12 protein-coding genes and 2 pseudogenes are annotated in these 12,862 nt (G+C 63.8%); 11 read left to right on the top strand and 3 right to left on the bottom strand.

What is annotated here, in order from left to right; all coding sequences use genetic code 11:
- Positions 1-166: 166 nt before the first annotated feature.
- The 5 genes and pseudogenes from ACSQ9I_RS36405 to ACSQ9I_RS36425 all read left to right on the top strand — a co-directional run.
- Positions 167-364 carry a hypothetical protein gene (locus tag ACSQ9I_RS36405; protein WP_436291313.1) on the top strand — a complete coding sequence of 66 codons (198 nt, stop codon included), beginning with the start codon at positions 167-169 and terminating at the stop codon, positions 362-364.
- Between the two features lie 257 nt (positions 365-621).
- Positions 622-954 (top strand): hypothetical protein, encoded by a 333-nt coding sequence (locus tag ACSQ9I_RS36410; protein ID WP_436316814.1) that lies wholly within the window; start codon positions 622-624, stop codon positions 952-954.
- A gap of 112 nt (positions 955-1,066) precedes the next feature.
- Positions 1,067-2,302, top strand: a complete 1,236-nt coding sequence (locus tag ACSQ9I_RS36415; RefSeq protein WP_436316816.1) for an IS4 family transposase — start codon at positions 1,067-1,069, stop codon at positions 2,300-2,302.
- A 294-nt stretch (positions 2,303-2,596) separates the two neighbouring features.
- Positions 2,597-2,860, top strand: a complete 264-nt coding sequence (locus ACSQ9I_RS36420) for a hypothetical protein (protein ID WP_436316817.1) — start codon at positions 2,597-2,599, stop codon at positions 2,858-2,860.
- A gap of 108 nt (positions 2,861-2,968) precedes the next feature.
- Positions 2,969-4,020 (top strand): annotated as a pseudogene (locus tag ACSQ9I_RS36425) (IS110 family transposase); the annotation flags it as partial.
- Between the two features lie 14 nt (positions 4,021-4,034).
- Here the strand turns inward: ACSQ9I_RS36425 and ACSQ9I_RS36430 are convergent.
- Positions 4,035-4,751 carry a hypothetical protein gene (locus ACSQ9I_RS36430; RefSeq protein ID WP_436316818.1) on the bottom strand — a complete coding sequence of 239 codons (717 nt, stop codon included), beginning with the start codon at positions 4,749-4,751 and terminating at the stop codon, positions 4,035-4,037.
- Positions 4,752-4,812: 61 nt separating this feature from the next.
- A complete protein-coding gene (locus ACSQ9I_RS36435) occupies positions 4,813-5,139 on the bottom strand; it encodes a zinc ribbon domain-containing protein (protein ID WP_436316819.1) in 327 nt (108 codons plus the stop codon).
- Between the two features lie 20 nt (positions 5,140-5,159).
- Here ACSQ9I_RS36435 and ACSQ9I_RS36440 point away from each other — a divergent pair.
- The 4 genes and pseudogenes from ACSQ9I_RS36440 to ACSQ9I_RS36455 all read left to right on the top strand — a co-directional run.
- Positions 5,160-5,324: pseudogene (locus ACSQ9I_RS36440) on the top strand (IS110 family transposase); the annotation flags it as partial.
- A gap of 289 nt (positions 5,325-5,613) precedes the next feature.
- Positions 5,614-7,449 (top strand): hypothetical protein, encoded by a 1,836-nt coding sequence (locus ACSQ9I_RS36445; protein WP_436316820.1) that lies wholly within the window; start codon positions 5,614-5,616, stop codon positions 7,447-7,449.
- Positions 7,450-7,679: 230 nt separating this feature from the next.
- Positions 7,680-8,129, top strand: coding sequence for an Sbal_3080 family lipoprotein (locus tag ACSQ9I_RS36450; RefSeq protein WP_436316821.1), 450 nt, complete (start codon positions 7,680-7,682; stop codon positions 8,127-8,129).
- 276 nt (positions 8,130-8,405) lie between these two features.
- Positions 8,406-8,963 (top strand): hypothetical protein, encoded by a 558-nt coding sequence (locus ACSQ9I_RS36455; RefSeq protein WP_436316822.1) that lies wholly within the window; start codon positions 8,406-8,408, stop codon positions 8,961-8,963.
- A 218-nt stretch (positions 8,964-9,181) separates the two neighbouring features.
- Here ACSQ9I_RS36455 and ACSQ9I_RS36460 read toward each other — a convergent pair whose 3' ends face one another.
- Entirely contained in the window at positions 9,182-10,090 is a 909-nt protein-coding gene (locus ACSQ9I_RS36460) for a LysR family transcriptional regulator (RefSeq protein WP_436316823.1), read from the bottom strand.
- Between the two features lie 153 nt (positions 10,091-10,243).
- On the opposite strand from ACSQ9I_RS36460, the gene ACSQ9I_RS36465 reads away from it, so the two are divergent.
- Together ACSQ9I_RS36465 and ACSQ9I_RS36470 are read left to right on the top strand one after the other, a co-directional pair.
- Positions 10,244-11,149, top strand: a complete 906-nt coding sequence (locus ACSQ9I_RS36465) for a sterol desaturase family protein (protein ID WP_436317117.1) — start codon at positions 10,244-10,246, stop codon at positions 11,147-11,149.
- A 65-nt stretch (positions 11,150-11,214) separates the two neighbouring features.
- Positions 11,215-12,849 carry an AMP-binding protein gene (locus ACSQ9I_RS36470; protein ID WP_436316824.1) on the top strand — a complete coding sequence of 545 codons (1,635 nt, stop codon included), beginning with the start codon at positions 11,215-11,217 and terminating at the stop codon, positions 12,847-12,849.
- Positions 12,850-12,862 lie beyond the last annotated feature (13 nt).

The raw sequence follows: 12,862 nt of genomic DNA on the forward strand, positions 1-12,862 counted from the left end.
AGACCGGAAGTCCGTCACGACTCTCCAGTTTTCCTCCGGCAGTGCCTTGCGGGCGCGCTCGCGCTGGCTACAGTCCGTCACAAGCAAGTACCCGGAGGCGCGCGCCTCCCTTTTCCAAATGCCGACGCAAAAGCACCGACCATCAGGCGACCTCCACGAGGTCTGGATGCATGCCAATCCGGATGTCGCGGGTGACTGGCTGCCCTCGTGCGTTCCGGCTGGCCCTGATGGAAATCCTGCGCGCGAGCTCTCTGCGGAAATCTTCGGCCAGGGCCACTGCGTCTGGGTGTTCTGGGCGGATTCCCACGAGGAAGCAATGAACATCTACTACCAATTCCAGGGTTGGGGCGCCCGTCGGCCGTGAGTCAGAATTCGGCCAAGACCGGACCTTCCGTTCTCCCCGCCAATCCGTTCAAGAAGCGCAACTTCGAGAGCCCAATGGAAGTTCCTGACATGAGCAAGGAGAGGCATGACGCCCTGTCGAGAGGCAGCGCCTGGGCTACTGGACGGTCATCGCCCTCGCTTGCGCCGGCATCGGCTACCTGTACTAGCCATCGGGCAACAACAATCCCTGCAGCAATGGTTAAACCAACAATTCGGCCGTCCAGGAGCGAACTCAAGATGAAAAGCATCACACGATTGCTTCTAGCTGAAAGGAAATTGACGGGCCTTGGCGTTGCGCTCCTGTTCTTGATCGGAGTGCTGGTCTTGTTCGGCTCGGTGGCGTTTCTACCCATGGTATGGATGAGATGGACGGGCGCGTCAATGGGCCTTGGTTGTATGGCCGTAGCTGGATACAGTGGCCAGGCGTATGCGCTCGGGCTGCCCCCTCCTTTCACCAACGATCCGCTGGGTTGGCGCAAAGCAAAAGCCACATACAAGGACCAGCCGATTCCAGAAGACCATTCAAGCGACAAGCCAGAGCCGGAGCAGCGAGAGCGCGAGAGAGAGTAAGAAGTCGCGTGCTGTGGGAATTGGCCAAGGGCAGAATGCGGCCACAACCCAATACTGTTCTGATAGAGAAATCTGATGTAAAATGACTGCCGTCGCAACGACGGAGTCGAGCATGGCGCGAACCAAGGCGGTCCTGGGCAGCGGAGCAAGGCTGGCTGACTTTCTGAGCGCCAGCCTGCTGGCGCGGGTGGTGCCGGCCGAGGTCGTCAACGCTGTGCTCGACGCCCACGGCTGCAACTCGCAGCGCGTGCGCAGTTTCCCGGCGGTGGCAGGGGCGTACTACTGCATGGCTCTGAGCCTGTACCCCGAGGCCGCCTACGAGGAGGTGTTCGCCGCCGTGTCGCAGGGCCTGGCGTGGGCCGCCGGCGCTGCCGAACCGCCCCGGGTGACCAAGTCCTCGATCAGCGGCTTGCGCAGCAAGATCGGTGCGGCGCCGATGTGTGAACTGGTGGAGCGCTGCTGTGTGCCCATGGCCGACGCCCAGGCGCATCCCCACGCGTTCTATGCCGGCCTGAGGCTGGTGGCCATTGACGGCAGCACCTTCGAGCTGCCTGACGAGGCGGAGAACGCGGCGCAGTTCGGCTACCCGGGCAGCCGCATCGGCCACGCTGGCTACCCGCAGGCACGATGCATGGTCCTGGTGGAGTGCGCCACGCACGCGATCCTGGGCGCCAACCTGGGGCCCTACCGCAGCGGCGAATGGGAGCTGTTCCAGCCGCTCTTGGCCCGGCTCGAGCCGGGCATGCTGTGCATGGCGGACCGGGGGTTCAATGGCTTCGAGCACTGGCAGCAGGCGCAAGCCACCGGGGCGCAGTTGCTCTGGCGCTGCGTGGGCAACCGCCAGTTGCCCGTGCATCGCATGCTCGACGACGGTTCGTACCTCAGTGCCATCCATCCCACCGGTGTGAGCCGCAGCGAGGCGATGAGCCAAGCCATCGTGGTGCGTGTCATCGAATACGCCTTGCCGGGACTGACCGATGCACAACCGCGCTACCGACTGCTGACCACGTTGCTGGACCCGCAGATCGCCCCGGCGCTGGAACTGGCAGCGCTGTACCACCAGCGCTGGGAAATCGAGGGCGTGTTCGACGAGCTCAAGACGCACCTGCGGCAGAGCCGGCGCGTGCTGCGCAGCAAGACCGCGGAGCTCGTACGCCAGGAGTTCTATGGCTGGGTGCTGGCGCACTACTCGGTGCGCTGGCTGTTGCATCAGGGCGCAACGCGGCACCGAATACCGCACGCCGAGCTGTCCTTCACAGGGCATGTGCAGCTGCTACGCCGCGCACAGCCCCGCTCCGGGGCCTTTCCCCCCAGCGCGCCCGAGGCGTCGACGACGATGGTTCGATGAACTGCTCGAAGCCTGCGCCCGGATCCGCGCCACGCGAACGCTGAACAAGCGCTCGCCGCGGATGCTCAAGCGGCGCCACTCGCCCTACGCATCATACGATCGCCACGCGCCGACGCGCGTGCCCATCGATTGCACGCCCAAGATCATCGGCCCGCCTGGACCCCGACCCAGGCCAGCCGACTCCCACATACCGCGTCGATTCAGGAGCTTTATGCCCTAATCGAACAGTATTGGGCCACAACCAGACATTGACGGCGCCCGCCTGGCGCAGCCCAAAAAGCAGGGTCTATTCGCATGCAGATGAAGAAATGGAAGCCAGCGGGTGTCGTCGCAGAGGGCGACCCCATCGACATCGGCGGCCCCAATCCGTGGACGCAAAGCTGGCAGCGCGTCCAGGAAGCTGCCGTTGAGCTTCCGCATCCAGCTCACCAATCTCAGAGCCATAGGCTGATGGTTTATACGATTCAGGTCGCCGGGCGCGCCGTCGAGTTCGCGGCCGGCGAGGTCTCGGCAAACGTCTGGGCTTTCTACGTCCCAGTCGAGCAGGTCGGTAGCTGACGTCCGGGCGACGGGCAGAATGCGGCCAAAAGATGCTATGTGGGACTACCTGAGCGAGACCCGTTTGGCTAAAACGGGATTTCCTTAACTTCTTGGCAGGAGATGGAAATGTCGACAACCCAAGCAGTCCCACAACGTGAGGATACGGCGATCCAGGGCGAGCTGTACATGAGCTTCGAGCTCGGCGACAAGAAGTGGAAGTTGACGGCAAGCGATGGCGGCCGGGGCCCGAGCCGGTACAACGTGGACGCCGGCGACACGGCCGCCGTTGCGCACTGCATTAGCAAGGCCCGGGAGCACTGCAAGCTCGAGCCGCAGGCCAGAGTGCACTCCTGCTATGAAGCCGGCCGCGACGGCTGGTGGCTGCACCGCTGGCTGATCGAGCAGGGTGTCGACAACATCGTCGTCGACTCCTCCAGCATCGAGGTGAACCGGCACGCCAGGCGGGCCAAGACCGACGGATCGATGGCGACAAGCTGCTGGCGATGCTGCTGCGCCATCATCGCGGCGAGCGGGTGTGGTCGGTGGTGCATGAGCCCACGCCCGAGGACGAAGACGCGCGCCGCACGCACCGCGAGCTCGCCCGGCTGACGCAGGAGCGCACCGCCCACACGAACCGCATCGGCTCGCTGCTCGTGCTCCATAACCTGCGTCCGCACGTCATCATCGGCGGTCGCGACTGGCCCGCCTGGTGGGCGCGTCACGGCGAGCAGGTGCCACCTGTCTTGCGCGCCGAGATCGAGCGCGAGAGCGCGCGGCTGGCTTTGGTCAAGCAGCAGGTGAAGGCGATAGACGTCCAGCGGCGCCAGGAACTGGCCGATGGCAAGCAGCCCCTGGTGGCGCAACTGGCGCAGCTGCGCGCCATCGGGCTCAAGGGCGCCTGGGTGTTAGGCAAGGAGGTGTTTGGCTGGCGGCGCTTCGCCAACCGGCGCGAGCTCGCCGGCTGCCTGGGGTTGGCACCCACGCCGTACGCCAGCGGCGACAGCCAGATCGAGCAAGGCATCAGCAAGGCCGGCAACAAGCGAGCGCGTACGCTGCTGGTCGAACTCGCCTGGGCCTGGCTGCGCTTGCAGCCCGAGAGCGCCTTGACCCAGTGGTTCAACCGGCGCTTCGCTGGTGGGGGCAAGCGCATGCGCAGAGTGGGCATCGTGATGGTGGCTTCATAAAGCACTCCTCACGATTGAGTGTTGGGATGATAGGCGTCGGGCAGCGTCTCGCGATGGTTCTTCAAGTGACCTGAGGTGCGTATGCGATCACGGAGTTGCTGCTCCTGTTGATCGGTGATCGTGATCCACCAGGGGCCCTGTGCGCCGAGATGGCGCGCATCAATCACGCCGCGTTTAATCCAGTAGCGAACGAAATAGACGCTCACGGATAGGCGATCGGCAAGTTGCCCGGCAGTGAGCTCTTCTGGACGCATCAGACAGACGGAAGGCACGGCGTAACGAATGCGGATCCATTTGATCATCGCCTGCGTAATCGGCAGTCCGCGCGGACTGCGAAGGCCCTCTTGATTCAAGGCCTGGACGATCTGTGGATTAGAGAGCCGGTTTGACAGTTCTCGTATGCGTTCGATGATCTGGCGCGGGTAAAGCATCTGGTCTGCGATCGGGCTTGGGAGAGGAACCGTGGTGTCGGTGCAGGCACCCCCTTGCCAGCGAACGTGCAGAACGACCTGTCTCGCATCTGCGAGCTTCTCGACCGTGATGTCGCGGATGAGCAGTCGCAGCATCCGCTTGCGATCCTTCGACTGGGTCGTCGCAGCGCGCCAGACGCGCGGCAGATCACGAGCCAGAGCCAGAACCTTCGTCTTCTGCTCGGGCGTCACGACGTGGGCCCTCTGGGTCTGGAAATTTGCGGCTTCGGACTTGACTTCGTCGATGTGCAACATGGCTTCGTTCCAGCGACGCTCAAGGCTTGCGGCGACCAGGCGATTGGACGGGTCGACTTCTTCATAGCCGGCGTTTGGCCAATGCGCAGTCATACTCGGCGCGCTCGATGCGCATGTGCCACTGACGCATGACGGCTTGGTTGCGCTGCTCAAGGTCGTTCAAGGCTGCCAAGGCCAACTCGAGTTCGGCTGGCTTCAGGGCTTTGAATATCTCTGCGCAGATGGCGTCGTCGAGCAGATCGGTGCGCACACTGAAGCAGTTCTTCGTGGCCAGTCCTTCGCGGCGCCTCCAAGTGCATTGGTAGGTGGGATAGATGCCGCCGTTGCCTTGATAGCGCACTATGACCGCCCGCCCGCAGGTGCCGCACAACAGCATTCCCTGGAGCAACGCAAGGCCTTCGCGTGCCGGACGAAGATGCGCGCCGCACGCATCGCGAGCTCGCTCGGCTGACGACGGAGCGCACCGCACACATGAACCGCATCGGCTCGCTGCTCGTGCTGCACAACCTGCGCCCGAACGTCGTCATCGGCGGGCGTGATTGGGCCAAATGGTTGGAGCACCATCGCGAACGCTCGTCACACCCCAACCTCGGCCCTTGGTGCATCTCCCGAGCCAAACCCCGTCCGCAAACTCAATGCAGTGCAGAGGCCATCATGCATCCGTCAATACACTGACCGCCACCGCTTGACAAACAAGTCCTCATAGAAGCGGTCGGTCAGTACTCGTAGCTGACCTTGCCCGTGCTCGGTCGTGTGGCCACGCGGCGTCGAATGATTCGGAGCTGCGGTTTGGCAACAAAATGTTGCTACAGTTGGCCGCGTCATGGGTCGACGAAATGAAGCGCTCGGATGGCGCCTGCTGTTGCTGATGTTCGCGGTAGCGGGACTGGGATGGGGCGTCTCAGCACGGGCCGTGACGCTTGTGGAGCAGGCACAGCTCACGCTGACTTTGCGCGGCCAAGCGCCGGCCCAGGTCCAGGAACCGCAGACCGTGGCACTGCCCTATCACTGGGATCAGCGGCAAGGTGCGGTCGATGGTGAGGCGCGGTTTGCGTTCGAGATATCGGCTGCCGATCCCACCACGCCTCTGGCGCTGTTCGTGCCGCGCCTGGGCAACAGTTTTCGTGTGTCGGTGAACGGCCAGGAACTGACGCGGTTTGGCGCCTTCCCACCGGGGCCCTACGACGATGCCTCCGTTACGCCGCAGTACTTTGTGCTGCCTGCCTCGGGCTTAACGTCACCGCAGCGCGTGGAAATCGTCATCGCGGCGCAGGCTGCACGGCAGGGCGGGCTGTCCCCGGTGGTGGTGGGCCGCGAGGCCGAGATTCTTCCGTTGTACGAACGTGCCCTGTTCTGGCAAGTCAGCGGTGGGCGCTTCATCGCCATCGTGAGTGGCGTGCTGGGGGCGCTGTCGCTGCTGGTCTGGCTGCGCCAGCGCGAATCGATCTACCTCTACTACGGTCTGGGAGAGTTGTTGTGGTCGGTGCAGACGGCACGCGTGCTGTTCGCGCATGCGCCGTTGCCCTGGCCCTGGTGGGGTGTGCTACCGCTGGCGGCCTTCCAGGCAGCGGTGCCTCTGCTGTGTCGCTTCGCCCTGGCCGTGGTGGGACGCGACGATACCCGTCTGGCGCGCCTCCTGGGCCTGATGGCTTGGCTGGCGCCGGTTGCGGCCGGACTGGGCATCATGGTGCCTTGGCTGTGGCTGATGCCGCTGTGGCAGGGGCTGAACCTCGTGGCTGGACTGGCGATGATGGTCGTCGTGTTGCGCGTGACGCGGCGCAGTGCCGTGCTGGAGCACCGCGTGCTGGGCTTGGCCGTGGTGTTGATCGTGCTGTGCGCTGCGCGCGACATATGGGTCATGCGCACCTCACCCCAAGCCTACGCGATGGTGCCCTGGATCCGCTTCGCCTGGGTTGGCTTCGCCGTCTCGCTGGCTTGGGTCATCGCCGAGCGCATGCGCAAGGACGCCCGGGCGATGGCGGAAATGAACGCCTCGCTGGAGGCGGAACTCGCCGAGCGCAACGCCGCTCTGGAGGCTGCCTTCGCGCGCGAACGAGAGGGAGAGAAGGCGCGCGGCGCGCTGGAGGAACGTCAGCGCCTAATGCAGGATCTGCACGATGGTTTTGGGGGACAACTCGTGGGGCTGCTGCGGATGGCCCAGCATCCGGGGGCGGCGCGCGAGGACGTCGCGCTACACCTGCGCGACGCGGTGGACCAGCTCAAGCTCACAGTGGACGCCATGCATGCTGAGGGAGACGTGGCCTCGAGCCTGGGCAGCGTGCGCTACAGGCTGGGGCCGCGCCTGCAGGCCGTCGGCATCGATCTGCACTGGGATGTCAGCTGCATGCCGACGATGGCAGGCTGGAGCGCGCGCGAGTCTCACCAGATGCAGATGCTGCTGTTCGAAGCGTTCGCCAACATGATGACGCACTCGGCGGCGACGCGGGCCAGCCTGAATGCGCGACTGGTGCCCATTGGCGGTGCGGATGGCGCGACGGGTGAAGCCATCGAGGTCAAACTATGCGACAACGGCTGTGGCTTCGATGCAAACGCCAAGTTCGCCGGCAGAGGATTGACGAACATGCACGCGCGCGCCGCCGCGCTGGGCGGCACGCTGACACTGCGCTCGCAGCCTGGAGAGACCTCCCTCTATTTGCATCTGCCTGTGCCTATGCCTGCGGCGACGCCAGGTACCTGAGCGATGCCGTGAGGGCGCGCGGGCGCGAGGCTCCGCGGCCATTGCGGGAACGGCAGAATGCCGCCAAGCAGCCGGAGACGGCCAGAAGCGGAACTTCGTCACGCAAGTCCAGTTTTCCTGGCGGCAAGTACCGGGACAGTCGGTGCGTTTGCTAAGGTCTATCAAAAGCAGCCTCCAGGCGCCATTCGGCGCTCTTTGCAGACATGCAATCCATCGAACCGAGGATATCAATGAGTGCTTCGCGTCTATCCATTCTCAGCGCCGCAGCACTTTTGGTTGCCTGCTCCAGTACGACAACGGTCAGGCCCGTCACGGCGACCAAGATTGAGACCGTCTGCATTGAGCGCAACGCTGACGTGTACGTTGAGGACCTGCTGCCTGCAATTGAAGAAGCCTTCAGGCGCAACGGCATCGCGACGCGCGTTTTCGATGCTTCTCCTGCTCCCTGTCCATACCGAGTGACATATGCGGCGTCGCGGCGATGGGACCTGAAGGCGTTCATGTTAGACGCGCGAATCTCGCTCTATCGCGACCGCGAACTAGTCGGCGAGGCCACGTACGCCCTGCCGTCCGGTGTCTTTGGCGGTGGCGGTATCAGCCCAGACAAGTGGCGTGATGCGGCCTTCAAAATCGACCCCATCATGGACAAGATGCTGGTCGGCATGAAGGGGCCAGGCTAATCTGACCGTCAGGGCGGCTGGCGGCCATGAGCCGTCGTTCGTCGATGAGCTTCAGTCCGCCACATGGCGGACCTTCGGTGCGCGCACAACAGTCTCGGATGATCTTGGGATGCGGGCGGCGAAGCGCGTGCGCCAAACCGGGTCTCCATAAACAATCGGCGAAGGCGGGCACGCAGAATCCAACCACTGGCCTTCAACGAGACCTTGGAGAGCTGGCACACAGCCTTAGATACCGCACGCCACTGGTCAGCGCAAATCTCACCGCGGAGAAAATAGATGATGGACATAACAGCTCTCGGAAGCCAGGTTGCAAAGCGTCGTTCGTCCCGTGTTCCTTCCGAGTTCGGGGAGATCCCGGGCAGCATTGGTTATCTTGAAGGGTTGTTGAATCAAGCGACTACGCTCGATGAAAAGCACCTGATGTTTGTACTGATCCTCGGAGAATGTTCAAGGGCTAGTAATCCTGAGCCTGAGCTGCATTACCTGAGGCGCCAGCTCGAATCGCTGCCACTTCAGCCGATCCTACTTGCGAGTCTCGCGTATGCGCTCGCGAACATTCCGGGCTCTGGTGATGAAGCGCTGACTCGCTGTGCAGAGGCAGTAGCCCTTGCAAGAAAAGAAAATCGCCAAGTTCGATACAGCCTAGCTTGGCAAGTGCGGATCGCGCTCATCTTGGACGACTACACGGTCCTACATGACGCCCTTCAGGGCCTGGTTGACGACGCGGGCAAGCAAAGAGAAGAAGACAGCGCCTATGAATTCGACTTCGTCGACCAAATTGATGCTGCGCGCTGCGACGCGCAACTATTGGCCCGCTACGAGGAACTGGCTTAGTGCTGCCCGAGGGCCACCGGAAGACTGTCGATTCTTGCGATGACAACAGTCCGACTGACTTTTCAAACAACGGGCCCGAAGCGCCAAGCGAGCGACAGGCTACAGTCGGCCAGAAGCAGTCGCCCGTGACAGTCGGCTTTTCGGGTGACACAGAAATGCGCCTTTCCCGGCGGCAAGGCGGGCCCCAAAGCGCGACTAAGGGTCTTCGGGTCATGACTTCACCTTTGCGCTGGGGCGCCCGTGGTCGGTAGCCGACCGATGATCAGCTCGGCCATCGGCGACGGTGTGCGGCCCCGTAGTGTGACGACACCCATTTCCGATGATTGGGATGGCAGGCCCGTGACTTCCAGCGCGTGAAGCCTGCCAGCCGCGACTTCCTGCGCAACCGCTGCATCCGGTGCGGCCAGCACCGAGTCGCTGGCGAGCGCCACCTGTTTCAGTACCTCGACGTCGTCGCACTCAAGAGCCAAGGAGAGTTCGGCCGACGACCCGAGGCCAAGCAGGCGGGTAACCACTGCGCGTACGCCGGCTGGCAGCCGCACCGAAAGGACGCCGTGCGACCAGAGCTGTTGCAGCGTGACGGATTTGCGCGTCGTTAGAGGGTGACCGGCGCGCACGTAGAAGCCCCCCGGCTCGCGGCGCAGGGCACGGACATACAGGTTGGGGTCCGAAGGCAAATCCCTGGTGTCGGCAACGAAGAACTCGATGTCCTCCTCGAGCAGGCGCTTCAGCAGCAGCTGCCAATTGCTGATCTCGACGCGCAGGTTGATGCCCTGGAACTCACGCCGCATCGCCGTCAGCAGCGGCGCCAGGAAGGTCGCTGCGGGAAATGGGCCGACGCCGAACGCCGTGTCGCCCAGGCCGCGGCTGCGATAGAGCTCGACGTCGCGTTCCAGGCAGCGGCTGTTGAATACGAGCTGCCGGGCGCGTGCGACGACAAATTCACCGGCAGGCGTCGCGACCACCTCGTTAGTTCCACGGTCGAACAACTGCAGTCTCAGCTCGGCTTCCGCCGCCTGGATGCTGCGGGTCAGGGCCGGTTGGCTGAGATGCACCTGTTCGGCAGCGCGAATGAAGCTTCGCCGGTCCGCGACGGCGACGATATGTGCCCAGCGCTTGAGGTCCATGGGGCGGCTCCTTGTTCGCAATTGCATTCAGTGCATTGATTTTGGCTTCAATATGCATTGGACTCAACCGGTGATCACCAGAACAATCGCGCCTCACAGAGCCCCGGCGTTCAGACACAGGACCCGGCCCGCATTCATAGCCAAGGAGACAACCTGGTGAACCTCGTCCAGAACATCGTGCTGGTCACGATCATTCTCGTTTTTGCCGTGCTGGAGATCCGCTCCCGCAAGCACGAACACTTCCACGCCACGTCGGATGACACCAAGCTGGAACTGTTCATGTTCCTCGCGCTGCTGGCGGTGTCGCAGCCGTTCATCTTCGCGGTGACGGCCAAGCTGAGCGCGCTTGCCATGCCGGAGCAGCGCGACGCGTGGGCCCATCTGCCGTGGTGGGCCATGGGCGCGATCCTGCTGGTGGCCGACGACATGACGCAGTACTGGTGGCACCGCGTTTCGCACTCGCCGCTGCTGTGGCCGCTGCATCGTGCGCATCACACGGCGCACTACATGAGCATCCGCATCACCTACCGCAACAACTTCTTCTACTACCTGATGATGCCGGGCCTGTGGGCTTCCGGCGTGCTGATCTACCTCGGCTTCGGCAACGCCTATCTGGTCTACATCGTTGTCAAGCTCGCGGTGATCCTGGGCGCGCACAGCGCGGTGCCGTGGGACGCGCCGCTGTACCGCGTGAGGTGGCTGCACCCGCTCGCCTGGGTGTTGGAACGGACCGTGGTGACGCCCGCCACCCACTGGGCGCATCACGCGCTCACCAACGACGACGGCATCGGGCACTACAAGGGCAACTTCGGGAACCTCCTGTTCGTCTGGGATCTGCTCTTCGGCTCAGCCAAGATCACCCGTCGCTATCCGCCCAAGGTCGGCCTGCAGGACGACCTGGTCTTCGGCAAGGAGCGCTGGTTCGTGGAGATGTTCTATCCCCTGATCCATTCGCGGCGCGCGCACTCGGCCCTGGTGCCCGGCGGTCGGGCCTACGCAGAGGCCGAGGTCGATGGCGATGCCAGGCAGGAAGCGCCCGCGGCTGTGAGCAAGACATGAGTGCCGGTCCGAGCATGGCGCACATCTCCGCATACGCGGCACCACCCTCATTTCAGGAAACCACGATGACCCAAAGACATTGGCAAGCCAGCTACGGCAGCACGCCCAAGGAAATCAACCCCGACGCCTATCGCTCGGTGGTGGACATGATGGAACAAGCGATGAGGCGTTTCGCCGATCGGCCTGCGATGCGCTGCGCGGGCCAGACGCTGACTTACGGCGATCTTGACCGTCTCTCGCGGGACTTCGCGGCCTACCTGCAGGGCAGGCTGGGCGTGAAGAAAGGTGATCGCGTCGCCGTGATGACGCCCAACCTGCTGGCCTTCCCGATCGCCTTCCTCGGCATCATTCGCGCCGGCGCCGCGCAGGCCAACGTCAACCCCTTGTACACACCACGCGAGCTCGAGCACCAGCTCAACGATGCCGGTGTCGAGACGCTTGTCGTCTTCAGCGGCGTCACCGCCACGGTGGCCGAGGTAGTGGCCAAGACCCGGCTGAAGACCGTCGTCACCGTCAGCGTGGGCGACGGCAGCGGCGTCGCCCTGCCAAGCCCACCGGTGGACGCGCGCCTGACGGGCGCCGTCGCCTTCACCGATGCGCTGGCCGAAGGCGCCAGACTGCCCTTCACGCCGGTCGACGTCGAGGGGGACGACCTGCTGTTCTTGCAGTACACCGGCGGCACCACCGGCTTGTCAAAGGGGGCGGCGCTGTCGCACCGCAACCTCGTGGCCAACACCGAGCAGTTCAAGGCCTTCATGCCCGAGGTCCTGCGGCCGGGCGAGGAGGTGATCGTCACGGCGATCCCCCTCTATCACATCTTCGCGTTGATGGTGAACTTCATCAGCTACTTCTCGGTCGGTGCCGACAACTGGTTGGTGCCGAACCCCCGCGACTTCGACAGCTTCCTCGACACGTTCGAGAAAGCGCGTCCGAGCGTCTTCATCGGCGTGAACACACTCTACGCGGGGCTGGTGGCGCACCCGCGAAGCAAGGAGATCGACTGGTCCAACCTGCGCCTAGCCGCTGGCGGCGGCGCCGCGGTGATCGCTGCGGTCTCCGACAAGTGGAGGGCGCTCACCGGCACCTTCATCCGGGAGGGCTACGGCCTGTCGGAGACCTCTCCAATATTGACCTTCAACCCGGCCTCGGTGCACGAATTCACCGGCACCACGGGGTTGCCGATGCCCTCGACCGACATCAAGCTGCTGGATGACGATGGGCGCGAAGTCGCCATCGACGAGGCCGGCGAGATCTGCGCCAAGGGGCCGCAGGTCATGAGCGGTTACTGGCAGCAGCCCGAGGCCAACGCGGCCGCATTCACCGCCGACGGTTACTTCCGCACCGGGGACATCGGCAGCTTCGACGCGCAGGGATTTCTGAAGATCGTCGATCGCAAGAAGGACATGGTCATCGTCTCTGGCTTCAACGTGTATCCCAACGAGATCGAGGCGATTGCCACCGGTTGCCCGGATGTCGTCGAATGCGCGTGCGTAGGCGTGCCCGACGAAAAGACGGGCGAAGCGGTCAAGCTGTTCGTGGTCAAGGCGGCGAACGCCACGCTCGGCGAGGCCGAGCTGATCGCTCATTGCCGCGAACAGCTCACCGCCTACAAGGTGCCCAGGATCGTGCGCTTCGTCGAGGCGTTGCCCAAGTCCACGGTCGGCAAGATCCTGCGCCGCGAACTGCGCGAAGCGGCATGAGGCACGGAGCACT

The sequence above is a fragment of the Variovorax sp. LjRoot84 genome (genome assembly GCF_964254305.1).
Lineage (GTDB): Bacteria > Pseudomonadota > Gammaproteobacteria > Burkholderiales > Burkholderiaceae_C > Variovorax.